A 23,522-nucleotide genomic window follows, 5' to 3' on the forward strand; every position below is an offset into this window, starting at 1 on the left:
CATTAGGTGCAGCGGGACGTCATCGCCCCGCTGCCCCGGATTCAAATACGCTTCGTCGCGTAACGCTTGAGCATGCTTGGAACATCGAGGATCAGCGCGATGCGGCCGTCACCGGTGATGGTGGCGCCGGACATGCCCGGAGTGCCCTGCAGCATTTTGCCCAATGGCTTGATGACCACTTCTTCCTGGCCGACCAGTTGATCGACGACGAAGCCGATCCGCTGGGTGCCCACCGACAGGATCACCACATGGCCTTCACGCTGCTCTTCGTGAGCGGCGGAGCTGACCAGCCAGCGCTTGAGGTAGAACAATGGCAACGCCTTGTCCCGCACGATCACCACTTCCTGGCCATCCACCACGTTGGTGGTCGACAGGTCGAGGTGGAAAATTTCGTTGACGTTGACCAGCGGGAACGCAAACGCCTGATTGCCGAGCATCACCATCAGGGTCGGCATGATTGCCAGTGTCAGCGGCACCTTGATGACGATCTTCGAGCCCTGGCCCTTGGTCGAGTAGATGTTGATCGAACCGTTGAGCTGGGAAATCTTGGTCTTCACCACGTCCATGCCGACACCACGGCCGGACACGTCGGAGATCTCGGTCTTGGTCGAGAAACCCGGGGCGAAGATCAGGTTGTAGCACTCGGTATCGCTCAGGCGATCGGCCGCGTCCTTGTCCATCACACCGCGCTTTACCGCGATCGAACGCAGGACGTTCGGGTCCATGCCCTTGCCGTCGTCGGAGATCGACAACAGGATGTGGTCGCCTTCCTGCTCGGCCGCCAGTACCACGCGACCGCCACGGGCCTTGCCCGAAGCTTCGCGTTCTTCCGGCGACTCGATGCCATGGTCGACCGCGTTGCGCACCAAGTGGACCAGCGGGTCGGCCAAGGCCTCGACAAGGTTTTTGTCGAGGTCGGTTTCTTCACCCACCAGTTCCAGGTTGATCTCTTTCTTGAGCTGACGCGCGAGGTCACGAACCAGACGCGGGAAGCGCCCGAAGACCTTCTTGATCGGCTGCATCCGGGTCTTCATCACCGCGGTCTGCAAGTCCGCCGTGACCACGTCGAGGTTCGACACGGCCTTGGACATCGCTTCGTCGCCGCTGTTGAGACCCAGGCGCACCAGGCGGTTACGCACCAGCACCAGTTCGCCGACCATGTTCATGATTTCGTCGAGACGCGCGGTATCGACCCGCACGGTGGTCTCGGCTTCGCTGGCCGGTTTTTCCGGCGGCGGTGCAGCGGGCGCACGGGCCGGAGCCGGTGCAGCAGCGGCAGCCGGTTTCGGCGTTTCGGCTTTCGGTTCAGGCTTGGGCGCCGCTTTCGGCGCAGCAGCCGGAGCGGCAGCAGCCTTGGCGGCAGGCGCAGCCACGGTCGACGCGGTGCCCGCAGCAGCGGCGCCAACGTCGGTGAACTTGCCTTTGCCGTGCAATTCGTCGAGCAGCGATTCGAACTCGTGATCGCTGATCAGATCGCTGCCGGCAGCGGCGGCCGCCGGTGCGGCAGGCGCCGCCGGTGCCGAAGCAATAGCCGACTCCAGTGCTTCGACGGCGAAGTTGCCCTTGCCGTGCAACTGATCGAGCAGTGCTTCAAATTCGTCGTCGGTGATGTCCGAGCTGTCACCGGCAGCCGGTGCCGCTGGAGCAGCCGCAGTCGGTGCGACGGCGTCTGGCGCGAACTGGCCTTTGCCGTGCAGTTGATCGAGCAACGACTCGAATTCGGCGTCGGTGATTTCATCGCTGGCGGCCGCATCGGCAGCCGGCGCAGGCGCAGCAGCGACCGGGGCTTCGGCTTCGGCCTTGACGGCGTTCAGCGAATCCAGCAGCTGTTCAAATTCGTTATCGGTGATGTCGCCCGAATCGTTCGAATCGCCTTCGACGACCAGCTCTTCGATCATCTCGGCCACCGGCGAAGCCGGGGCTTCGTCGGCCGATTGCGGTTCGGCCAGACGCGCCAGCGCGGCCAGCAGTTCCGGAGAGGCGGCCGTGATCGGTGCACGTTCACGGACTTCGCTGAACATGCTGTTCACCGCGTCCAGTGCTTCAAGCACCACGTCCATCAGTTCTGCATCAACGCGACGTTCACCCTTGCGCAGGATGTCGAACACGTTTTCGGCGATGTGACAGCACTCCACCAGCTCGTTGAGCTGAAGGAAGCCGGCGCCCCCTTTTACAGTGTGGAAACCGCGAAAAATTGCGTTGAGCAGATCTGCGTCATCCGGGCGGCTTTCCAGCTCGACCAGTTGCTCGGACAGTTGCTCAAGAATCTCGCCGGCCTCAACCAGGAAATCCTGAAGGATCTCTTCATCGGCGCCGAAGCTCATTAATGGGGTGCTCCTACAGGTCTAAAAACCCAAAAAACCTAAAATTCCAAAACTCTAGAATCCGAGGCTGGATAACAAATCGTCCACATCGTCCTGACCGGACACAACGTCTTCTCGTTTATCGGCATGAATCTGCGGACCTTCACCCTGCGAGAGATGTTTTTGTGGATCTTTTTCTGCAAGCATCGCGGCACGGTCGTGTTCGATGCCCGCAAAGCGGTCAACCTGACTGGCCATGAGGACGAGTTTGAGCAAATTGCTTTCGACTTCGGTGACCAGTTGGGTCACACGCTTGATCACCTGACCGGTGAGGTCCTGGTAATCCTGAGCCAGCAGGATGTCGTTCAGGTTGCTCGACACCGCACGGTTATCCGTGCTGCTGCGTGACAGAAAACCGTCGACCCGGCGCGCCAGTTCACGGAACTCTTCAGCCCCGACTTCACGACGCATGAAGCGGCCCCAATCGGTGCTCAGCGCCTGGGCTTCTTCAGCCAGGCCATTGACCACCGGGGTCGCGCTTTCCACCAGATCCATGGTGCGGTTGGCCGCGGCTTCGGTCAGCTTGACCACATAGCCCAGGCGTTCGGTGGCGTCGGTGATTTGCGACACTTCCTCGGCCTGCGGCATGTGCGGATCGATCTGGAAGTTGACGATCGCACTGTGCAGTTCGCGTGTGAGCTTGCCCACTTCCTGATACAGGCCACGGTCACGGGTCTGATTGAGCTCATGGATCAGTTGCACAGCGTCGCCGAACCTGCCTTTTTCAAGGCTCTCGACCAGTTCGACCGCGTGTTTTTTCAGGGTCGATTCGAAATCGCCCTGTGAAGATTCGTTATGCTCCATAGCTCCCCCGCGCGTTCATCAGCCGATGCGTTCGAAAATCTTCTCGATTTTTTCTTTCAGCGCCTGAGCCGTGAAAGGTTTGACCACGTAGCCGTTGACGCCGGCCTGGGCCGCTTCGATGATCTGCTCGCGCTTGGCTTCGGCAGTCACCATCAGCACGGGCAGGTGCTTGAGTTTTTCATCGGCACGCACGTGGCGCAGCAGGTCGATACCGGTCATGCCCGGCATGTTCCAGTCCGTTACCAGAAAGTCGATGCTTCCGCTGTTGAGCACCGGAATGGCAGTGGTGCCATCGTCGGCCTCGACGGTGTTGGTGAACCCCAGATCACGCAGCAGGTTCTTGATGATCCGCCGCATCGTTGAGAAGTCATCAACGATGAGGATTTTCATGTTCTTGTCCAATTCGACCTCCAAGCAGTCTTAAACGCGCCCAGCACCTGGACGCGCCATTTCAATCAATCCGGCAAAGCACTCGATGACTGTCTGGAGCACAACAGAGCAAGACCGGTGCCGTTCATCACCGCACCAGCCTCGTTCGCAGTGTCCCCACACTGCCTTCAGCGCGCTCGCCACTCCCCCAAACGCCCCCGCAAACGGGCCGCGCACTGGCTGTGTAACTGGCTGACCCGCGATTCACTGACGCCAAGGACTTCACCGATTTCCTTGAGGTTCAGTTCTTCGTCGTAGTACAGCGCCAACACCAGTCGCTCACGCTCCGGCAAATTGGCAATCGCGTCCGCCAGCGCAGCCTGGAAGCGTTCATCTTCCAGATCGCGTGACGGCTCAAGATGAGCACTGGCGCCATCCTCGTGCAGCCCTTCGTGTTCGCCGTCCTGCAGCAGGTCGTCGAAACTGAACAGCCGGCTGCCCAGGGTGTCATTCAAAATCCCGTAGTAATCATCGAGACTCAATTGGAGTTCGGCCGCAACCTCGTGATCTTTAGCATCACGGCCGGTTTTAGCTTCAATTGAGCGAATTGCGTCGCTGACCATACGGGTGTTGCGGTGAACCGAGCGAGGTGCCCAATCCCCTTTGCGCACTTCATCGAGCATCGCGCCGCGGATCCGGATGCCCGCGTACGTTTCGAAACTGGCGCCTTTGCTGGCGTCATATTTGGTCGAGACTTCGAGCAGGCCGATCATTCCGGCCTGAATCAGGTCTTCGACCTGCACACTCGCCGGCAAGCGCGCCAGCAAGTGATAGGCAATGCGCTTGACCAGTGGCGCGTAACGCTCGATCAACTCGTACTGCGCGTCACGTGCCGATTTCTTGTAGTAGTTCATACCGCTGGCGGTCATAACACAGGCCCTGCCGTTTGCTGCACGAGGCGCTCGACGAAAAACTCAAGGTGCCCACGCGGGTTGGCAGGCAGCGGCCAGGTATCGACCTTCTGCGCGATCGCCTTGAACGCCAGCGCGCACTTGGAACGCGGAAAGGCTTCATAGACTGCTCGCTGCTTCTGCACGGCCTTGCGCACGCTTTCGTCGTACGGCACCGCGCCGACGTATTGTAAGGCGACGTCGAGAAAGCGATCCGTGACCTTGGTCAACTTGGCGAACAGGTTGCGCCCTTCCTGCGGGCTCTGCGCCATGTTGGCGAGGACGCGGAAGCGGTTCATGCCGTAGTCGCGATTGAGCAGTTTGATCAGCGCGTAGGCGTCGGTGATCGAGGTCGGCTCGTCGCAGACCACCAGCAACACTTCCTGCGCCGCGCGCACGAAACTGACTACCGAGTCACCAATGCCCGCAGCGGTGTCGATCACCAGTACATCGAGATTGTCGCCGATATCGCTGAACGCCTGAATCAGACCGGCATGTTGCGCCGGGCTCAGGTGCACCATGCTTTGGGTGCCGGAAGCGGCCGGCACGATGCGGATCCCGCCGGGGCCCTGCAACAGCACGTCGCGCAGTTCGCAGCGGCCTTCGATGACATCGGCCAGCGTGCGTTTGGGGGTCAGCCCCAGCAGAACGTCGACGTTCGCCAGCCCCAGGTCGGCGTCCAGCAGCATGACCCGACGGCCAAGCTCTGCCAGCGCCAGAGACAAGTTCACTGACACGTTAGTCTTGCCGACGCCACCTTTGCCGCCGGTCACCGCGATCACCTGTACGGGATGCATGCTGCCCATGTTATTTCTTTACCTTGTCTTGCATAGACGGAGGCCACATTACTGGCTGCGCGTTCACAACCGGAACAATGCATGGCAGACCATCGATGTAGGTACAAAAACTGTTCATTACCTCAGCCAACCTGCTTGGTCGGGCTGTGGTAGATATCAGCGAACATGTCAGCCATGGCTTCTTCGCTGGGTTCTTCCTGCATTTGCACGCTGACGGCGCGGCTGACCAGCTGATGACGGCGCGGCAGATGCAGATCATCCGGAATCCGTGGGCCATCGGTCAGGTACGCGACCGGCAGTTCATGACTGATCGCCAGGCTCAACACTTCGCCAAGGCTGGCCGTCTCATCCAGTTTAGTCAGGATGCAGCCGGCAAGCCCGCAACGCTTGTAACTGTGATAAGCGGCGGTTAGAACCTGTTTCTGGCTGGTGGTTGCCAGCACCAGATAATTTTTTGAACGGATGCCACGCCCGGCCAGACTTTCCAGCTGCATGCGCAGCGCCGGATCGCTGGCCTGCAGGCCGGCGGTATCGATCAGCACCACGCGCTTGCGCAGCAATGGATCCAGCGCCTGCACCAGCGACTGGCCCGGGTCGACGTGGGTCACCGGCACGTTGAGAATCCGCCCCAGGGTCTTGAGTTGTTCCTGCGCACCGATGCGGAAGCTGTCCATGCTGACCAGCGCGACATTCTGCGCGCCGTACTTGAGCACGTAGCGCGCAGCCAGTTTGGCCAGGGTGGTGGTCTTGCCCATGCCGGCCGGGCCGACCATCGCAATCACCCCGCCCTCTTCCAGCGGCTCGACTTCCGGTACGGCAATCATCCGCGCCAGGTGCGCGAGCAGCATGCGCCAGGCCTGACGCGGTTCTTCGATGTCAGTGATCATCGCCAGCAAATCGCGCGACAACGGCCCGGACAGACCAATGCGCTGCAGGCGGCGATACAAATTGGCCTGTGCCGGACGGCTGCCTTGCAGCTGGTTCCAGGCCAGGGTGCCGAGCTGTACTTCCATCAGCTCACGCAGACTGTTCAATTCGAAACGCATCGAATCCAGCGCACGCGGATCGACACCCGTCGATGCCGGTGCAGGTGCCGCAGCCGGACGCGCCGGGGCGGCGTAGGTCGGTTCGCTCAACGGCTCGGCAGCGGTCAGTGGCAGGCCGGCCGTCAACGGCAGCCCGGCAAAGATCTGGCGATTGCTATTGCCATCGGCTTCGCCACGCAGGCTCAGTTCGGCCTGAGCGGTGACGATGCGCGACTGGGTCTTGCGCAGTTCGTCCTCGAGTTCCATGTTCGGAACCCGTGGCGCCAGCGCCGACAACTTGTAATCCAGCGCCGCCGTCAGCTCGACGCCGCCGGCAATGCGGCGGTTGCCAATGATGGCGGCATCAGCGCCCAGCTCATCACGAACCAGCTTCATGGCCTGACGCATATCGGCGGCGAAAAAACGCTTAACTTGCATAAACCACTACCTCAGCCGTTGGGCCCTACTGTCGCAACGATGGTCACTTGCTTGTTGTCCGGAATTTCCTGGTAGGCCAGCACGTGCAGCCCCGGGACGGCGAGGCGACCGAAACGCGAGAGCATCGCGCGGATCGGGCCTGCTACCAACAGGATCACCGGTTGACCTTGCATTTCCTGGCGCTGCGCCGCTTCGATGAGCGAACGCTGCAGCTTCTCGGCCATGCTTGGCTCCAGCAGAACGCCCTCTTCCGAGCCTTGTCCTGCCTTCTGCAGACTATTGAGCAATATTTGTTCCAACCTTGGTTCCAAGGTGATTACAGGCAGCTCGGAGTCAGTGCCTACAATGCTTTGGACGATGGCGCGGGATACGCCGACGCGAACGGCAGCCACCAAAGCGGCGGTATCTTGACTCTTGGCGGCGTTGTTGGCGATGGCTTCGGCAATGCTGCGGATGTCGCGTACCGGCACGTGTTCGGCCAGCAATGCCTGTAGCACTTTGAGCAATTGCGACAGCGACACCACACCCGGCACCAGCTCTTCAGCCAGTTTCGGCGAGCTTTTGGCCAGCAATTGCATGAGTTGCTGCACTTCTTCGTGGCCGATCAGCTCACTGGAGTGTTTGTACAGAATCTGGTTCAAGTGCGTCGCGACCACGGTACTGGCGTCGACCACGGTGTAACCGAGCGATTGCGCCTGCGCGCGCTGGCTGACTTCGATCCACACCGCCTCCAGGCCGAAAGCCGGATCTTTGGCGGTAATGCCGTTGAGCGTGCCGTAGACCTGCCCCGGGTTGATCGCCAGTTCTCGATCCGGGTAGATCTCGGCTTCGGCCAGGATCACGCCCATCAGGGTCAGGCGATAGGCACTCGGCGCCAGATCGAGGTTGTCACGGATGTGCACGGTCGGCATCAGGAAGCCCAGGTCCTGCGAGAGCTTCTTGCGCACGCCCTTGATCCGCGCCAGCAACTGCCCGCCCTGATTGCGATCCACCAGCGGGATCAGGCGATAGCCGACTTCCAGGCCGATCATGTCGATCGGCGTCACGTCATCCCAGCCCAGCTCCTTGGTCTCCATGGCGCGGGCCGGCGACGGCAGCAGTTCCTGCTGACGCTGAACTTCCTGCAGCGCCTGCACTTTGGCGACGTTCTGCTTTTTCCAGAACAGGTACGCGCCACCGGCGGCCAGTGCGGCCATGCTCAGAAACGAGAAATGCGGCATGCCCGGGACCAGGCCCATGACCGCCATCAGACCTGCCGCCACCGCCAGGGCTTTGGGCGAGGCGAACATCTGCCGGTTGATCTGCTTGCCCATGTCTTCCGAACCGGAAGCACGGGTCACCATGATCGCTGCCGCTGTCGATAACAACAGTGATGGCAATTGCGCCACCAAACCGTCACCGATGGTCAGCAAGGCGTACACCTTGCCGGCGTCAGCGAAGTTCATGTTGTGCTGGAAGATACCGACCGCCATGCCACCGATGAGGTTGATGAACAGGATCAGCAAGCCGGCAATGGCGTCACCCCGCACGAACTTGCTGGCACCGTCCATCGAACCGTAGAACTCCGCCTCTTGCGCGACTTCCTGACGGCGCGCCTTGGCCTGGTTCTGATCGATCAAACCGGCGTTGAGGTCGGCGTCGATCGCCATTTGCTTGCCGGGCATCGCATCGAGGGTGAAACGCGCGCTCACCTCGGAAATCCGCCCGGCACCCTTGGTCACCACGACGAAGTTGATGATCATCAGGATCGCGAACACCACGATACCGACCACGTAGTTACCACCGATCACCACTTCACCGAAGGCCTGGATCACCTTACCGGCGGCGGCGTGGCCGTCCTGCCCGTGGAGCATCACCACCCGCGTCGAGGCCACGTTCAACGCCAGCCGCAACAGCGTCGCCACCAGCAGAATCGTCGGGAACACCGCGAAATCCAGCGGCCGCAGCGCGTACACACAGACCAGCAGCACGACAATCGACAGGGCAATGTTGAAGGTGAAGAACACGTCCAGCAGGAACGGCGGCACCGGCAGCATCATCATGGCCAGCATGACCAGCAGCAACAACGGCACGCCCAGATTGCCTCGACTGAGGTCGGCAACATTCGAGCGAGCAGTGTTGAATAACTGAGAGCGATCCACCGGTTTTCCCCGTTCCTTTAAAGCAAACTTTTGACGCCCGAAGCAGGCGCACGGCGGCTATTGCAAGAAGCCTTCCAACTTTTGCCGGGGATTGAAATTGAAGTTTGTTTCGGGGAATTGTCTTGCCTGAAGCCGGGCGCCCTGGAGCCGACCGCAAAACAGACGCAGAACGGCTATCACCATTAGCGCAGGTGAACAAAAATCAGAAAAACCGCGCACTGACGAATTTATCAGGCAATCAAAATTTGCTCTGGCTTAATTTCACCAAGAAGCAAGTCGCGGCCCACCAGATAGCGCGTCCCCTTACGGACGGCCTACCTCCTTCCTCGACATACTCTTGCTCAGGACAGCCAAATGTCACGATTTCCTCAGGCTCATGAAAATGACACATGCCTGACTGACTACGTCGGGAAATACCCCATTACCCGAGAGCGAGTCGCCCCATCGGATAAAAGCACGTTGCGACTGCCCATTCTCCCGTCGCTCTCGAGCAACGAATGTTCGATCGCATACAAGTGCGGGTATGAAAGATTGACCGACACAAATCGCCCGTAATACAAGCCCCGCCCACCATAAATAGGCGTCACGTCAACAAAGTTGGTTTGCAAAATCCCCCATCCCATGGGTTGTCCACTGTTGTCCATGCTGACGGCACCGAATTGCATGAACCAGGCGCCGGCCTGGGCTGCGGTCATGAAGGTATCGTTCAATATCAGCCGGTGGACATTCATCACCCGCACCGGATAGGCCACCTGGTTTCCATCGGCATCCGTCACCGTGATGGTGGTTGATTGATTACTCAGCCCCGACACTTTGCCGTTGGCATCGACCGATGCTATGCCGGCATTGGCTGAACGATAGGTGTAAGGCGGCCGTCCACCCGTTGGCACGCGCACTTGCACGTTGTTGACGACCTCCAGCTCGCGTAATCCATACGCTGCGCCGCCCAACAGTTTCCAGCCATTCAAAAGCATCGGCTGAGTATCAATCGCCAATTTCTGTGTGACTTTGACGGTATACCGCGCCACCGGAAGCACCAGTGCCGTGCCCTCACCATCAGAGCTGCCCAGCGCTATTTTGCAGGTCACCTCACAGCCAGAGAGATCCTTCAGTTCAAAGAACCAGCTTCGCGCCGCCGTGACGCTGATGCCTTGAGTCACTTCTTCGGCAGTCAACGCGGTACCGGGGCGCAATACCAACGGCTCAACGCCCTCGCCGCTGACCATGATCCAGACGCGCTGCCCGACCTCGGCAATCGGCAGCGGCGGCTTGACCACGCATGTGAGGTCAGTCTGGATGATTCTCAGATCGATCAGCGGTACAGCACCGGCTTCGACGATATGCGGCCGAGTCAGGACGGGATCACCGTCACTGATTGTCTTGACCGTCAAATTCAACGGCCTGGACTGGACCGTCTTGCCATTTCTGAGCAGCTCGTAAAGAACTTCAACCCGTTTTCCCAGATTTTCCGCAATGAATGAAGGCCGCAGCACAAAGAATGCAACGTTGTCAGTATTCAACTGCTGAGGAGCAAACGTCGGTGAGCCATCTCCCGGCGCGCCTTTGACCAGCAAGCGCACTTGATCACCCGGGCGCGGGCTGGCCACATGGACACGCGCGCGGGCACCACCATTATTTTCCAGCGGGTCAAGTACGCCATCAGGCGCGCGCCGAACAGTTGGTGGCTGCAACGACTGCGCCGGGTCGCCGATATACAACTCGAGCAACGCGGATGATTGCGGCAGTTCGTCTGGCCGCTCGATCCACCAAAGCAGATTGAAGAACTGCTCCCGATAGAATTCGATAGCCTCGCCGTCCAGCCAGAACTCAAGGTCCTTGCCTGCCTGGGTTTGATCAATCGGCAACTTGTCCCGAAAAACCACCCCGCCCGCATCCCCACGACCTTCCACGTGCACCACATCGCCCAAGCGGGTATAGGCAGCCGCCGCAACTTGAATATCCGTGCCGTACGGCACCTGCGCAGGATTGAGCACACCGTCCACGGCCCCCCCAACCTGCGGCGCTGGCAAGACGGGTTTGAGTTCACCGATGCGCGCATTCGTCGCCTCGGAAACCAGCGCAGGATTCAACGTGGCGTGACTGACTTCAAAAGAGACAACGACCGACCCTCGATTCAATGGGGCGATGTCCTTGCCGGTTACGTTAAAGGCAATAGCCTGGCCGACCAATCGATCACTGACGTCGCGATACGTCTGATACAGGTGCGGACGCCCGGAAGCACTGGTTCCCAGCCACGTCAATGTGACTCTGAAGCCCTTTTTTATCCGGTCATCGGGACCGCACAACACCACAGTCCGGCTTAGCGCAGGATCCAGAGTGCCGCCCACCAGATCCGTTATCAGCGGCGCCGGCAGGCGCAAGGTCTTTCCTTGCAACGTAAAGACATAGATCTCTGAACGATTTTGCTCACCGTCAGCTTTGGTCCGCAGGTAATCCACTTGCACCTGGCCGGAAGCGCTGGCAAGCACAACGGAATTGGGAACTTTAAAAGACTGAATGCCGAGACGACTAATCGATTGCTCTTCACTGTGCTCGACCACTTCACCGCTTTGCGTTGTAGCTGCCCATCGAAGCAGTAGTTTCTCTTTCAGCGCAAAGCCGGGGCGCGTAATGATCTGAACCTCCAGGTCGTCGAATCCAACCTCATCAAGACTGACCCGATCTTCATAGGCGAGAGGAACGAATACCGGATCGAGCCAGTTGTTGTCTGGATCGCTGACGACGGTCGTACGCTCCGAAAAGTCGCTGACGTTCTCTACCTGATCTTCGATCTGATAGACCACCACCGCCGGATTCGCGGGGCCCGCATCCCGGATATTCTCTGGCGAAATGAAAACACTGATCTCTTTTCCGACCTCGCCCTCCAGCACCGTGTAGGGCGTGACAGCAATACCGTGGAAACGGAGTTTCAACTGGTCCCCTTTGGTCATGAAGGGCCAGGGAGGAATGATCGCCGTGACCCCCTCGGCAGCCACTTCCTCGTCAATGACCTGCCCGGGCTTCAACTGAAGTCGAGCCGGTTTGAGTCGTTGATGGCCGGGCAAGTCCGGCTCGGGATCGTTGCCGCCCGGCGGATCGATCTTGAACCAGACCTCGATCTGCGCCCCCTCGGGGGGCTGACCGCTTTTGCGCAGAATCTCGTAGCGCAAGGTATGCACGCCGGCCGGAACCTGATTCGCAGCGATGTGCATCACCACGTCGAGATTACCGTGATCAGCAGGCAACACCGACGTGGCAACCAGATTCTTATCGACGTACAGTCGAATCGTGTCCTCTTGCGCCATATTCAGATAAGCCTGAACCAGTACCCGAAGTCCCTTGGCACTCGTATAAAGCAAGGGGCGGTTGACCCCCACTTGCGCCGGGGGAAAATCGATACCTGTGAACTGCCCGGGGATATTGGGCGGGAACAGCGAAAAGAGCCCCAGACCTCCGCTGGAGTCAAAAGGGACAATGTCATGTTGTGTATCGTCAATTTCATCCGTAATCGGCATCACCATCAAACCAATCATTGCCCTGCTCCTGAAAAAATCTGTGGCGGCTTGCCAAGGATCTGGAGAGGGCATTGAAAACTTCACGACAACGTTCGACCACTGTCAGAACTAACAGATACGTGCAGATTTCAGACAAACGGCACTGACACCGCGCCCACCTCATACCGGCGTCGCAGCGCAGGACGCAACCGGGGATCGCGCAATTGATAATGCTTGGGGAGCTGGCGGTGAATCGGGCGCTGGATAATCTGCAGTTGCCGCAGTAGAACGCTTCTCTGACCTCTGTAAGAACTGCCGAGGGCTCGGGCCGCGACCGGACGATCTTTCGCTTTTCAAAAGCCAGATCAAAAGATCGCAGCCTTCGGCAGCTCCTACACCGATCTTTGTAGGAGCTGCCGAAGGCTGCGATCTTTTGATTTTGTAGCCGTGCGGTGATTCATCGGGGAAATTGCGGCGCCTGGACTGACGCTTTCGCGAGCAGGCTCGCTCCCACAGTGGAAATGCATTCCAAATCCGGGAGTGAAATACATTCCGAATGTGGGAGCGAGCCTGCTCGCGAAGGGGTCAGTGCAGTCAGCGCAAATTGCTCTTTTAAACTCTGGTGTTTAAGACACTTGAAGACACGCCTTTTGGGCTACACATCCTTGCGCCATTGCCTACAGCTAAGCCAGAATCTGCCGGCTTGTGCGCCTTGAGGTCGGGTTCTATTGTGGGTCGGTCGCTGATTGTTCAGTGATCGGGTTTAGCAGCCCGGATTTTTCTCTAGACGCACAAAGTCCGTTGCCGTTATGGCGGCTTTGCGTGGGGCACTTCGGTGCGCCGGGTTCTAGAGTCCTGGTCTGCTAACCCGCGTACAGCCGCCACCTCCTTCGTTAGCAGCGAACGGTGTCGGCCTCACCACTCTAGAGGCTTCACCATGATCAAACCAACACCCAACCCACCCGAAACCGACCCCACCTCCCCCTACGAATCCCTCGATTCAAAAAAACTCCACGAAGCGGCCGACCGCGCCCTCGACCACTACCTCTGCTCGCCCGGCGCCACCCCCATTCAACGCAAAACCCGCTCGATGTACGCCGTGACCGCAGACTTCAAAAACGAGGAGCTGCTGGCCGATGCCTGCGAAACACTCGCGTCAGCCAGAACCATCGCCCACGACTTCGCCCACCTCATACCCGCCTCGCAGCGACGAACGCTGCTGGGCATCGCGCAATTGATCATGCTTGGGGAGCTGGCGGTGAATCGGGCGTTGAATAATCTGCAGTTGGCGGGCTAAGAAGGCAGACAAGAACCTGTGGCGAGGGGATTCATCCCCGATCGGCTGCGCAGCAGCCGCAAATCCTGAATCCTTGATATTTCGGGGATCGTGGCGGTAGGTTTTGGGGCTGCTGCGCAGCCCGTCGGGGATGAATCCCCTCACCACAATGACGGCGACAGGAACCAAAATATCATTGGGTCAGGCATAAAAAAACCGCCGCCTCGTCAAATCGGGGCGGCGGTTTTTTCATCACAGTGACGTCAGGAATCGCGCCGCAGATCCGGCGGAATCGGCAAATCGTCCTTGAGCGGATCCGGGCGTTTGCCCTTGCCGGCGCGGTACTGGCGGATCTGGTAGACGTAGGCCAATACCTGAGCGACCGCCAGGTACAGCCCACCGGGGATTTCCTGCTCCAGTTCGGTGGAGTAATAGATCGAGCGTGCCAGCCCGGGCGATTCGAGGAGCATGACGTTGTTGGCCACGGCGATTTCGCGGATCTTCAGCGCGAGGAAATCGCTGCCCTTGGCCAGCAGGACCGGCGCGCCACCCTTCTCCGAGTCGTACTTGAGCGCCACGGCGTAGTGGGTCGGGTTGGTGATGACCACGTCGGCGTCGGGAATCGCCGCCATCATCCGCCGCTGCGACATCTCGCGCTGGGTCTGGCGGATGCGCTGTTTGACCTCCGGCCGGCCTTCCTGATCCTTGTGCTCGTCGCGCACTTCCTGCTTGGTCATCAGCAGTTTCTTGTGGCTTTCCCACAGCTGCACAGGCACGTCCACCGCAGCGATGATGATCAGCCCGCAGGCCAGCCACAGCGAACTCCAGCCCACCAGCGTCACGCTGTGAATGATTGCCTGCTCAAGCGGTTCATGGGCGATCCGCAGGAAGTCATCGATGTCGGCCGACAACACCATCAGTGCCACGAACAGCGTGATGATGAACTTGGCCAGCGCCTTGACCAGTTCGATCACGGCCTTCATCGAGAACATGCGTTTAAGGCCCGCAGCGGGGTTCATCCGGCTGAATTTCGGCGCCATGGAGCCGGCAGCGAACAGCCAGCCGCCGAGGGAGATCGGCCCGATCAAGGCGGCCAGCAACAAAGTAATCATGACCGGCTGGATCGCAACCAGGGCGATCTTGCCCGAGACCAGCAGGAAGGTGCCCATGGATTTCTCGTCCATGATCACTTCCCGCGAAAGGTTGAAATTGAGGCGCATCAGGTCCATCAACTCCTGCGCCAGCATGCCGCCAAAGATCAGCAGGCCACCAGCGCCAGCAAGCATCACCGCCAGGGTGTTGAGCTCTTTTGAGCGGGCAATCTCACCCTTCTCACGGGAGTCCTTTTTGCGTTTCTCCGTGGGGTCTTCTGTTTTGTCCTGACCGCTTTCGCTCTCAGCCATGCCTCAGCGCGCCCGTGCCAGTTCGCGTAACAACTGCAAGGCCTCGGAGGCCAGCGGTTGATACTGATTGAGGATGTCCGCCAGACCGACCCAGACGATGAACAGGCCCAGTACCAGGGTCAGCGGAAAACCGATGGAAAAAATATTCAGTTGCGGCGCGGCGCGGGTCATCACGCCGAACGCGATGTTGACCACCAGCAGCGCCGTGACCGCCGGCAACACCAGCAACAACGCCGCCCCGAGCACCCAGCCTAGCTTGCCGGCCAGTTCCCAGTACTGCGCCGTCATCAAGCCGCCGCCGACCGGCAGCGTGGTGAAGCTTTCGGTGAGCACTTCGAAGACCACCAGATGGCCGTTCATCGACAGGAACAACAACGTCACCAGCATGGTGAAGAACTGGCCGATGACCGCCACCGAGACGCCGTTGGCCGGGTCGACCATCGAGGCGAAGCCCATACCCATCTGGATCGCGACAATCTGCCCGGCCACGGCAAACGCCTGGAAAAACAGTTGCAGGGAAAACCCCAGCACCGCGCCGACCAGAATCTGCTCGCCAATGAGTAACCAGCCACTGAGCGCCAGCGGATTGACCGCCGGCATCGGCGGCAGCCCCGGGGCAATGCACACGGTAATGGCCACGGCGAAATACAACCGCACGCGGCGTGACACCAGGGTGGTGCCGAACACCGGCATGACCATCAGCATCGAGGCGACACGAAACAGGGGCAACATGAACGACGCCACCCAGGTACTGATCTGGGTGTCGGTCAGCTGAAGCAGCGATTGCATGGCTTAGCCGATGACCATCGGGATGTTTTTGTAGAGCTGGATGATGTATTCCATGAACGTCTGCACGATCCACGGACCGCCCACAATCAGCGTCACTAGCATCACCAACAGACGCGGCAGGAAGCTCAGGGTCTGTTCGTTGATCTGCGTCGCGGCCTGAAACATCGCCACCAACAAGCCGACCAACAGACTCGGCACCACCAGAATCGCGACCATCAAGGTGGTCAGCCACAGCGCTTCACGAAAGATATCGACCGCCACTTCCGGCGTCATGGCGAAACACCTCCGAAGCTACTGGCCAGGGTGCCGATGATCAGCGCCCAGCCATCCACCAGTACAAACAGCATGATCTTGAACGGCAGGGAAATGATCAGCGGCGACAGCATCATCATACCCATCGCCATCAGCACGCTCGCCACCACCAGGTCGATGATCAGGAACGGGATGAAGATCATGAAACCGATCTGGAACGCGGTTTTCAGTTCGGAGGTAACGAACGCCGGCACCAGAATGGTCAGCGGCGCCTGATCCGGGGTGGCAATGTCAGTGCGCTTGGACAGACGCATGAACAGCTCCAGATCGCTGGTGCGAGTCTGGGCGAGCATGAAGTCCTTGATCGGTACCTGGGCCTTTTCCACCGCTTGCTGCGCGGTGAGTTTTTCCGCCAGGTACGGCTGCAGCGCATCGTTGTTCACCCGGTCGAACACCGGAGCCATGATGAACAGCGTGAGGAACAGCGCCATGCCGGTGAGGATCTGGTTCGACGGCGTCTGCTGCAAGCCGAGGGCCTGACGCAGGATCGAGAAGACGATGATGATCCGGGTGAAACTGGTCATCAGAATCACGGCCGCCGGAATGAAGCTCAGGGCGGTCATGATCAGCAGGATCTGCAGGCTGACCGAATACTCCTGCGCGCCGTTGGCGTTGGTGCCCAGCGTGATCGCCGGAATCGACAACGGATCGGCGGCGAACGCCAACGGCGCGGCCAGCATCAGGGCCAGCGTCAAGACGATGCGTAGCGCAGCCATTACTTCTTATCCTTCTGATCCTTGCCGAGAATCTTCAACAGATGCTGGGCAAATTCCGGGGTCGCTTTTTCGCCGCTGCTCGGCACTTGCACCGGCTCCTTGAGCACATGCAGCGCGGTGATGGTGCCAGGACTGAGGCCCAACAGAATCTGCTCGTTGCCGACCTGCACCAGCATCAAGCGGTCACGCGGACCGAGCGCGCGGGAGCCGATCAGTTCGATCACCTGGCCCTTGCCCGCCGGCCCGGCCTGCTGCACCCGGCGCAGCAGCCAGGCGAGGAAGAAGATCAACCCCAGCACCAGCAACAGCCCGAAGACCAGTTGCGTCAGTTGCCCGGCCACGCCGCTGCTGACCATCGGCGCGGTGGCAGCAGGCACGGTGGTCGCCGTCGACGGCTCGGCGGCCAGCACGCTCAATGGCAATGCCAGCAATGCCCAGAGAAACCGTTTCACTCAGCGCAGCTTCTTGATGCGTTCGCTTGGGCTGATCACGTCGGTCAGGCGGATGCCGAACTTCTCGTTGACCACCACCACTTCGCCGTGCGCGATCAGGGTGCCGTTGACCAGCACGTCCAGCGGCTCGCCGGCCAGACGATCGAGCTCGATCACCGAACCCTGGTTCAGTTGCAGCAGGTTGCGGATGTTGATATCGGTGCTGCCCACTTCCATCGAGATCGACACCGGGATGTCGAGGATCACGTCGAGGTTCGGGCCATCCAGCGTCACTGGATCGTTGTTCTTCGGCACGCTGCCGAACTCTTCCATCGGCAGACGGTTTGAGCTTGCCGCGCCAGCGTCGGCGGCCAGCAGCGCGTCGATGTCAGCCTGGCTGCCATCACCGGTCTCTTCCAGGGCTGCAGCCCATTCGTCGGCCAGTGCCTGATCGTCCTGGGCGTTCATTTCGTCGTTCATCATTTGTCCTCGGCGGGCAACAATTCAGTTAAATGCGTGGGGGTGAGAACGGCGCTTCAGCGCCGCTCGATCGGCTCGATCACCTGCAACGCGAGGTTGCCTTTGTGCGAGCCCATCTTGACCTTGAAGGCCGGTACGCCGTTGGCGCGCATGATCATGTCTTCCGGCATCTCCACCGGGATCACATCCCCCGGCTGCATGTGCAGGATGTCGCGCAGTTTCAACTGGCGGCGGGCCACGGTGGCGCCGATCGGCACGTCGACATCGAGCACGTCCTGACGCAGGGCGTTGACCCAGCGCTCGTCCTGATCGTCGAGGTCCGACTGGAAACCGGCATCGAGCATTTCGCGCACCGGCTCGATCATCGAGTACGGCATGGTCACGTGCAGATCGCCGCCACCGCCATCGAGTTCGATGTGGAAGGTGGAGACCACGATCGCTTCGCTCGGGCCGACGATGTTGGCCATGGCCGGGTTCACTTCCGAGTTGATGTACTCGAAATTGACTTCCATGATCGCCTGCCAGGCTTCCTTCAGATCGACGAACGCCTGCTCCAGCACCATGCGCACCACGCGCAGTTCGGTCGGGGTGAATTCCCGCCCTTCGATCTTGGCGTGACGGCCGTCGCCGCCGAAGAAGTTGTCCACCAGCTTGAACACCAGTTTGGCGTCGAGGATGAACAGCGCGGTACCACGCAACGGTTTGATCTTGACCAGGTTGAGGCTGGTCGGCACGTACAGCGAGTGCACGTATTCGCCGAACTTCATCACCTGCACGCCACCGACGGCAACGTCCGCCGAGCGGCGCAGCATGTTGAACATGCTGATGCGGGTGTAACGGGCAAAACGCTCGTTGATCATTTCCAGGGTCGGCATGCGTCCACGGACGATGCGATCCTGGCTGGTCAGGTCGTAGCTTTTGACACTGCCGGGTTCGGCAGCGTTATCGGTCTGTACCAGACCATCGTCGACGCCATGCAACAGCGCGTCGATTTCATCCTGGGACAGCAGATCCTGCACGGCCATGTCGTGTTCCTACTGCAGTACGAAATTAGTGAAAAGCAACTGTTCGATCACCACTTTGCCCAGCTCTTTCTGCGCCACTTCCTGGACGCTGGCTGTGGCCTTCTGGCGCAACATCTCCTGGCCGACCGGGGTCGCCAGTGTGGCGAAATCCTGACCGGAGAAGAGCATCACCAGGTTGTTGCGGATCACCGGCATGTGCACTTTGAGCGCGTCCAGATCGGCCTGGTTACGCGCCAGCATGGTGATGCTCACCTGCATGTAGCGCTGACGGCCGTTCTGGTTGTAGTTGGCGACAAACGCCGGCGCCATCGGCTCGAAAATCGCCGGCTGCTTGCCGACCGGCGCGGTCTCGGCCGCGGCGGCAGGCTTGCTCTGAGCACTGTGCATGAAGTACCAGGTCGCGCCCACGGACACACCGATCGCCAGCAGCAGAGCCACCACGATCAGGATGATCATCTTGAGTTTGCCTTTGGTCGCGGGGTCTTTTACAGCTGCTGCTTCGCTCTTCGCCATGCCAATAATCCGTCACTAATCGGGTTTTCACAGTCGCACGGCAAGGCAAGAGCAAGTGTTATGCCAGAAGTGTCGGAGCGTTGGAGGAGCGGGATGCATGAATCGATACAAGCCCTGTGGGAGCTGGCTTGCCAGCGATAGCGATTGGTCTGACACATTGGTTCTGAATGTGCCGCCGCCATCGCTGGCAAGCCAGCTCCCACAGGTTTTTGTGAACACCTTGAATCAGGCGTAATAGTCGACGGCGCTGCTGCCGATCACGCTGGTGGTTTGTGCAGCGGCTTCGGCCACGCTCACAGGCGCCAATTCTTCTTCCGCCGAATCCAGACGCCCACCTGCAGCGCTGGTACGGCCGCTCTGACCGTGCTGCGCCTGTTCCTGACCCTGCTGACCCTGCCAGCCACGACTCTGGTCAGAGACGTTGACGTCAACCTGGCCCATGCCCTGCTGGGTAAACATGTCACGCAGGCGATGCATCTGGCCGTCCAGCGCTTCACGCACACTTGGATGTGCGCTCATGAAGGTCACTTGAGTCTGTTGGTCGGGCACCATGTTCACGCGGATGTCCAGGCGTCCCAACTCTGCCGGCTGCAATTGAATATCCGCCGCCTTCAGATTGGCGCTGGACAGGTACATGACGCGGTTGACGATTTCTTCGGTCCAGCCGCTCTGGTGCATGGCGATCGGTTGATTCACCGGCACCGCGTTCGCGGTTTTCGGCGTAGCCGCCTGAGTCAGCGCCGCCAGACGGTTGGCGAAATCATCGACACGGGTGTCGCTGGTGGCAGCCTTCAGATCTTTCAGGCCATCGTCGATCAGACCGCTGAAGGCTTTCTCGCCGTTCTGACTGGTGCTGTCCTTGTCGGCCTGCACATCGAGCATGCTGGCCATGCCAGCGGCGAAATTCTGCGCTGAAGTCAATTCACCGTCGGCCTGGGTCTGTGCCGGCGTAGCTTTGGGTTGTGCCTGGCTGCTGGCGGAAATGTGGCCGCCCTGCTCCATCGCCATGCGCACCGCCGGCAGCGAATCGAGTGGATCGGCCGCCGGGTCGAAAGCGCTATCGGTCGATGCCGCCGGGTCTTTGACCACGGCTGGCGCAACGGTTGCGGCCACGACCGGTGTTTCAGCCTTGACCGGCTCCGGCGTTGCAGCGACTGGCGCTGCCACCACTGGCGCGGTCACCAGCGGTTGCACGGTTTGCGCCAGTGCCGGATCCAGCGCCGGATCCACCGGGAGAGTGTCCACCACTGGAGTCTGCATGTTGTCTGCGGCAGCATCGGCGGCGGCCTTGTCGGCGGCAGCCTGATCATCGGATGCAGTCGAAGCGGTCTTGTCGGCAGGCAAGGCATTGCCGCTATCGGCAACGGCCGGTTGTGTGGCGGCAGACTTGTCCTTGCCGAAATCTTTCTTGTCGCTGTTGTCGGCAACCTTGTCGCGCGAAGGTTTCAGCGAACTGTCAGCGCTCGCCAGCGATTTTTTCGGGCCTTGATCGGCGAACACCTGAGCGAAGCTTGAGGCCTTGTCCCCGGTGTCTGCGGCCATGACCGGCGCTTTGGCAGCAGCGGCTTGCGCCTTGGCCTGGGCGGCAGATTGAAGAAGAACATTGGGGGTCGCAGGCATGACACGGTCTCCGCTGCACTGGGATCGTAGGTACAGTTGACGGGGATTATTGCAAGTGTCGGGCCAGTTTTGTCCGGCGCTGGCGAAAAGCGCCGGACGGCAGGATTCAATGCGTGATGGCGTGCTGGCGTTCGTCTTCGTAGACAGGTCGCACATCGGCAAATTCGCTGCTGATGTCCGCCACCAGATCGACGATTTCGGCGGGACTTTTGTTTCTGGCGTCCGCCTCGAGCGCCTGACAGAGCGTCGCCAGTCGCACGGCACCCATGTTGCTGGCGCTGCCCTTGAAACTATGGGCGACCTCGGCCAACACCTTGGCGTCGGCGGTCTTTTGTAATTGATGCAAGCGACTTTCAGAATCGGTCAGGAAGGTATCCAGCAAATCCGGATAGCTGTCTTCCATCACTTCGCGCAACGCATCGAGTACTTCGCGATCCACATGTTGGTCAGTCACTTGTTCACTCCTTGATCAAGAATCGGCGAATTATGCCCTAACCTCCCAGAAAAACTCTACGCAAGCACTGCGACCTTCGTCCGACCAACTGGCGTTATGCCCCAATTGCCGGATCAAGCTGACGCCGCGCCCCGACAGACGGACGCCGTCCAAAGGTCGCTCCATCACGCGCGCCACGTCAAACCCCTTGCCGCTGTCCTCGACGCGGATGACCAGGCAACCACCGGCACCTTGCGGCCTGACTTGCAAATGCACGCGCACATAACCGTCCTGCAACGCCTCGAGTCGTGCATTGCGCTGCTCGTAGTAGCGAGCGAATCCGGCCGCATCACGCTTGAGGCTGGAATCGAGTCCCAGCACGCCATGCTCCAGTGCGTTGGAATACAGCTCGGCAAGCACGCTGTAGATTGCGCCACCCTGGGTGCGCAAGCCATGTACTTCCAGTAACAATTGCAGCAAATATGGCAACGGATTGAAGCGTTTGAGCGTCGCACCGCGAAACTCGAAGCTGACCGACCAGTCCAGCGGACAGGATTGGCCACTGTCGGAATACACCGGCGCCGACGGCACCACCTGCGCCGCCTCCAGCAGACTGATCTCGACCATGCTCACATCGTCGCGGGGCTCGCCACGAAATGCGTGCAAGGCCTGTTCGATCTCGGCGAACAGATTGTCCGGTTCACGATTGGCGGCAAACAGTTGCTGCAAACGCTCGACACCAAACAACCGGTCATCGGCGTCAGTGGTATCGATCACGCCGTCTGACAGCAGGAACACTCGGTCCCCTGCCGCCATGGCCTGCACTTCGGTGCGATCGTCGAATGCCTGCGGGCTGAGCACCCCCAGCGGTAAATGCCGCGCCGGCAGCGGCAGCCGTTCGCCCGTGGCGATCCGGTGCAGATAGCCATCGGGCATGCCGCCGTTCCACACCTCCACAGTACGGCGCTGAAAGCTCAGGCAAAGCATGGTCGCGCAGCAGAACATGTCCACCGGCAGGATGCGCTTGAGCTTGGCGTTCATCTCGCGCAGGGTTTCGGCCAGGCCGTAACCTTTGGCCGTCATGCCGTAAAACACTTCGGCCAACGGCATCGCCCCCACCGCCGCCGGCAGACCGTGGCCGGTGAAATCACCGAGCAGCACATGCATGTCGCCGGCCGGCGTGTAGGCCGCCAGCAGCAGGTCGCCGTTGAACAATGCATAGGGCGATTGCAGGTAGCGAATATTCGGCGCGCTCAGGCAACCCGAATGCGCGACCTTGTCGAACACCGCTTTGGCCACGCGCTGTTCGTTGAGCAGGTAATCGTGATGTTTGGCAATCAGGTCGCGCTGCTGCAGCACCGTGGCCTGCAAACGACGCAAGCGATCCATCGCCTTGATTTTGGCGGCAAGGATTACCTGGTTGTACGGCTTCGCCAGAAAGTCGTCGCCGCCCGCCTCCAGACAGCGCGCCAGCGCTTCGCTTTCGGTCAGCGAGGTCAGGAAGATGATCGGCACCAGGGTTTCCCCCGCCAGCGCCTTGATCTGTCGCGCCGCTTCGAAGCCATCCATCACCGGCATCATTGCGTCCATCAGCACCAGGTGCGGCGGCTGGCGCCGAAACACTTCCAGCGCTTCGGCGCCATTGGCGGCGGTCAGCACTTCATGCCCCTGACGCCGGACGATGGTCGACAACAGTAACCGGTCGGCGGCGCTGTCTTCGGCGATCAGGATCGTCAGCGGCTCTTGTGCCTGCATGACCGTCAACTGATGTCGAACAGTTTGTCGAAGTTGGAGATGGCGAGAATCTTGCGCACGTCGGAGTTGCTGTTGACCACCCGCACGTCCGAGTCGTCGCCGCCGGCGTGATCGCGCAGCAGGAGCAGCATGCCCAGCGCGGAGCTGTCTAGGTAGGTGGCATCCTTCAGATCGACCACGATGGAGTCAGGCTTGTGGTTAAGCCGCTCATAGGCCTCGCGAAATTCCTGATGGCGCCCGAAATCGAACCGCCCCCTGACCGAAATCGTCAGTTTTTGGCCATCCGGAGAGACTTCTGTAACGACTGACATTGACTGGCTTCCTTGTCATTGACGAACGTGTACAAGGTTTAGCACTTGGACAGGGTTGGGGCAAGGCTGGAAGCCAG

Annotated in this window: 21 protein-coding genes and 1 pseudogene; 2 read left to right on the forward strand and 20 right to left on the reverse strand. The window is 60.1% G+C overall.

Going from position 1 to position 23,522, the window contains the following annotated elements; genetic code table 11:
- Window positions 1–41: 41 nt before the first annotated feature.
- The 8 genes from L6D63_RS19540 to L6D63_RS19575 all read right to left on the reverse strand — a co-directional run bounded on the left by L6D63_RS19540 (window position 42) and on the right by L6D63_RS19575 (window position 12,420).
- Complete coding sequence (locus L6D63_RS19540) at window positions 42–2,324, reverse strand: chemotaxis protein CheA (protein WP_131669996.1); 2,283 nt, start codon at window positions 2,322–2,324, stop codon at window positions 42–44.
- Window positions 2,325–2,378: 54 nt separating this feature from the next.
- Complete coding sequence (locus L6D63_RS19545; RefSeq protein ID WP_027613919.1) at window positions 2,379–3,167, reverse strand: protein phosphatase CheZ; 789 nt, start codon at window positions 3,165–3,167, stop codon at window positions 2,379–2,381.
- 18 nt (window positions 3,168–3,185) lie between these two features.
- On the reverse strand, window positions 3,186–3,557 hold the full coding sequence (locus L6D63_RS19550) for a chemotaxis response regulator CheY (protein ID WP_003183998.1): 372 nt from the start codon (window positions 3,555–3,557) through the stop codon (window positions 3,186–3,188).
- Between the two features lie 167 nt (window positions 3,558–3,724).
- Entirely contained in the window at window positions 3,725–4,465 is a 741-nt protein-coding gene (fliA, locus tag L6D63_RS19555; protein ID WP_007920004.1) for an RNA polymerase sigma factor FliA, read from the reverse strand.
- Window positions 4,462–5,292: a flagellar synthesis regulator FleN gene (fleN, locus tag L6D63_RS19560; protein ID WP_003222917.1), complete on the reverse strand. Its 831-nt coding sequence runs from the start codon at window positions 5,290–5,292 to the stop codon at window positions 4,462–4,464. Before fleN ends, fliA begins: the two co-directional genes overlap by 4 nt.
- Before the next feature lie 113 nt (window positions 5,293–5,405).
- Window positions 5,406–6,746, reverse strand: coding sequence for a flagellar biosynthesis GTPase FlhF (gene flhF / locus L6D63_RS19565; RefSeq protein ID WP_131669995.1), 1,341 nt, complete (start codon window positions 6,744–6,746; stop codon window positions 5,406–5,408).
- Window positions 6,747–6,757: 11 nt separating this feature from the next.
- Window positions 6,758–8,887: a flagellar biosynthesis protein FlhA gene (flhA, locus tag L6D63_RS19570; RefSeq protein ID WP_041072957.1), complete on the reverse strand. Its 2,130-nt coding sequence runs from the start codon at window positions 8,885–8,887 to the stop codon at window positions 6,758–6,760.
- A gap of 401 nt (window positions 8,888–9,288) precedes the next feature.
- Window positions 9,289–12,420 carry an Ig-like domain-containing protein gene (locus L6D63_RS19575; protein ID WP_236170374.1) on the reverse strand — a complete coding sequence of 1,044 codons (3,132 nt, stop codon included), beginning with the start codon at window positions 12,418–12,420 and terminating at the stop codon, window positions 9,289–9,291.
- A 134-nt stretch (window positions 12,421–12,554) separates the two neighbouring features.
- On the opposite strand from L6D63_RS19575, the pseudogene L6D63_RS28925 reads away from it, so the two are divergent.
- Both L6D63_RS28925 and L6D63_RS19580 read left to right on the forward strand, forming a co-directional pair.
- Window positions 12,555–12,668: pseudogene (locus L6D63_RS28925) on the forward strand (DUF6124 family protein); the annotation flags it as partial.
- 650 nt (window positions 12,669–13,318) lie between these two features.
- A complete protein-coding gene (locus tag L6D63_RS19580) occupies window positions 13,319–13,678 on the forward strand; it encodes a DUF6124 family protein (RefSeq protein WP_131669993.1) in 360 nt (119 codons plus the stop codon).
- 242 nt (window positions 13,679–13,920) lie between these two features.
- Here L6D63_RS19580 and flhB read toward each other — a convergent pair whose 3' ends face one another.
- The 12 genes from flhB to L6D63_RS19640 all read right to left on the reverse strand — a co-directional run bounded on the left by flhB (window position 13,921) and on the right by L6D63_RS19640 (window position 23,445).
- Window positions 13,921–15,060 carry a flagellar biosynthesis protein FlhB gene (flhB, locus tag L6D63_RS19585; RefSeq protein ID WP_047292558.1) on the reverse strand — a complete coding sequence of 380 codons (1,140 nt, stop codon included), beginning with the start codon at window positions 15,058–15,060 and terminating at the stop codon, window positions 13,921–13,923.
- Between the two features lie 3 nt (window positions 15,061–15,063).
- Window positions 15,064–15,849, reverse strand: a complete 786-nt coding sequence (fliR, locus tag L6D63_RS19590) for a flagellar biosynthetic protein FliR (RefSeq protein ID WP_047292556.1) — start codon at window positions 15,847–15,849, stop codon at window positions 15,064–15,066.
- Window positions 15,850–15,852: 3 nt separating this feature from the next.
- Window positions 15,853–16,122, reverse strand: a complete 270-nt coding sequence (gene fliQ, locus L6D63_RS19595) for a flagellar biosynthesis protein FliQ (RefSeq protein ID WP_041072975.1) — start codon at window positions 16,120–16,122, stop codon at window positions 15,853–15,855.
- Window positions 16,119–16,877, reverse strand: a complete 759-nt coding sequence (gene fliP / locus L6D63_RS19600) for a flagellar type III secretion system pore protein FliP (RefSeq protein ID WP_095667178.1) — start codon at window positions 16,875–16,877, stop codon at window positions 16,119–16,121. The genes fliQ and fliP overlap by 4 nt, the downstream gene beginning before the upstream one ends.
- On the reverse strand, window positions 16,877–17,329 hold the full coding sequence (gene fliO / locus L6D63_RS19605) for a flagellar biosynthetic protein FliO (protein ID WP_047292553.1): 453 nt from the start codon (window positions 17,327–17,329) through the stop codon (window positions 16,877–16,879). Before fliO ends, fliP begins: the two co-directional genes overlap by 1 nt.
- Window positions 17,330–17,788: a flagellar motor switch protein FliN gene (gene fliN / locus L6D63_RS19610; protein ID WP_003222891.1), complete on the reverse strand. Its 459-nt coding sequence runs from the start codon at window positions 17,786–17,788 to the stop codon at window positions 17,330–17,332. It abuts the gene before it with no gap.
- A gap of 56 nt (window positions 17,789–17,844) precedes the next feature.
- Complete coding sequence (fliM, locus tag L6D63_RS19615) at window positions 17,845–18,813, reverse strand: flagellar motor switch protein FliM (RefSeq protein WP_003222890.1); 969 nt, start codon at window positions 18,811–18,813, stop codon at window positions 17,845–17,847.
- 9 nt (window positions 18,814–18,822) lie between these two features.
- Window positions 18,823–19,326 carry a flagellar basal body-associated protein FliL gene (fliL, locus tag L6D63_RS19620; protein WP_041072981.1) on the reverse strand — a complete coding sequence of 168 codons (504 nt, stop codon included), beginning with the start codon at window positions 19,324–19,326 and terminating at the stop codon, window positions 18,823–18,825.
- A gap of 225 nt (window positions 19,327–19,551) precedes the next feature.
- Window positions 19,552–20,946 carry a flagellar hook-length control protein FliK gene (locus L6D63_RS19625; RefSeq protein ID WP_131669992.1) on the reverse strand — a complete coding sequence of 465 codons (1,395 nt, stop codon included), beginning with the start codon at window positions 20,944–20,946 and terminating at the stop codon, window positions 19,552–19,554.
- A gap of 106 nt (window positions 20,947–21,052) precedes the next feature.
- Window positions 21,053–21,400, reverse strand: a complete 348-nt coding sequence (locus tag L6D63_RS19630) for an Hpt domain-containing protein (protein WP_047292545.1) — start codon at window positions 21,398–21,400, stop codon at window positions 21,053–21,055.
- 30 nt (window positions 21,401–21,430) lie between these two features.
- Entirely contained in the window at window positions 21,431–23,134 is a 1,704-nt protein-coding gene (locus tag L6D63_RS19635) for an ATP-binding SpoIIE family protein phosphatase (RefSeq protein WP_095667180.1), read from the reverse strand.
- Window positions 23,135–23,139: 5 nt separating this feature from the next.
- Window positions 23,140–23,445 carry an STAS domain-containing protein gene (locus tag L6D63_RS19640; protein WP_047292541.1) on the reverse strand — a complete coding sequence of 102 codons (306 nt, stop codon included), beginning with the start codon at window positions 23,443–23,445 and terminating at the stop codon, window positions 23,140–23,142.
- Window positions 23,446–23,522 lie beyond the last annotated feature (77 nt).

Origin of the sequence: Pseudomonas parakoreensis, assembly GCF_021602155.1 — a bacterium.
GTDB classification, from domain to species: Bacteria; Pseudomonadota; Gammaproteobacteria; order Pseudomonadales; family Pseudomonadaceae; genus Aquipseudomonas; species Aquipseudomonas parakoreensis.

Excerpts from the sequence above, each read along its gene's own strand:
- L6D63_RS19545 (WP_027613919.1), bottom strand. The coding sequence starts at position 3,167 with ATGGAGCATAACGAATCTTCACAGGGCGATTTCGAATCGACCCTGAAA.
- fliN (WP_003222891.1), bottom strand. The coding sequence starts at position 17,788 with ATGAACGACGAAATGAACGCCCAGGACGATCAGGCACTGGCCGACGAA.
- L6D63_RS19635 (WP_095667180.1), bottom strand. The coding sequence starts at position 23,134 with ATGCAGGCACAAGAGCCGCTGACGATCCTGATCGCCGAAGACAGCGCC.
- flhF (WP_131669995.1), bottom strand. The coding sequence starts at position 6,746 with ATGCAAGTTAAGCGTTTTTTCGCCGCCGATATGCGTCAGGCCATGAAG.
- fliL (WP_041072981.1), bottom strand. The coding sequence starts at position 19,326 with ATGGCGAAGAGCGAAGCAGCAGCTGTAAAAGACCCCGCGACCAAAGGC.
- fliP (WP_095667178.1), bottom strand. The coding sequence starts at position 16,877 with ATGGCTGCGCTACGCATCGTCTTGACGCTGGCCCTGATGCTGGCCGCG.
- fliR (WP_047292556.1), bottom strand. The coding sequence starts at position 15,849 with ATGCAATCGCTGCTTCAGCTGACCGACACCCAGATCAGTACCTGGGTG.
- fleN (WP_003222917.1), bottom strand. The coding sequence starts at position 5,292 with ATGGGCAGCATGCATCCCGTACAGGTGATCGCGGTGACCGGCGGCAAA.
- L6D63_RS19550 (WP_003183998.1), bottom strand. The coding sequence starts at position 3,557 with ATGAAAATCCTCATCGTTGATGACTTCTCAACGATGCGGCGGATCATC.
- L6D63_RS19640 (WP_047292541.1), bottom strand. The coding sequence starts at position 23,445 with ATGTCAGTCGTTACAGAAGTCTCTCCGGATGGCCAAAAACTGACGATT.
- fliA (WP_007920004.1), bottom strand. The coding sequence starts at position 4,465 with ATGACCGCCAGCGGTATGAACTACTACAAGAAATCGGCACGTGACGCG.
- fliQ (WP_041072975.1), bottom strand. The coding sequence starts at position 16,122 with ATGACGCCGGAAGTGGCGGTCGATATCTTTCGTGAAGCGCTGTGGCTG.
- fliM (WP_003222890.1), bottom strand. The coding sequence starts at position 18,813 with ATGGCCGTGCAGGATCTGCTGTCCCAGGATGAAATCGACGCGCTGTTG.
- L6D63_RS19575 (WP_236170374.1), bottom strand. The coding sequence starts at position 12,420 with ATGATTGGTTTGATGGTGATGCCGATTACGGATGAAATTGACGATACA.
- L6D63_RS19580 (WP_131669993.1), top strand. The coding sequence starts at position 13,319 with ATGATCAAACCAACACCCAACCCACCCGAAACCGACCCCACCTCCCCC.
- L6D63_RS19625 (WP_131669992.1), bottom strand. The coding sequence starts at position 20,946 with ATGCCTGCGACCCCCAATGTTCTTCTTCAATCTGCCGCCCAGGCCAAG.
- flhB (WP_047292558.1), bottom strand. The coding sequence starts at position 15,060 with ATGGCTGAGAGCGAAAGCGGTCAGGACAAAACAGAAGACCCCACGGAG.
- L6D63_RS19540 (WP_131669996.1), bottom strand. The coding sequence starts at position 2,324 with ATGAGCTTCGGCGCCGATGAAGAGATCCTTCAGGATTTCCTGGTTGAG.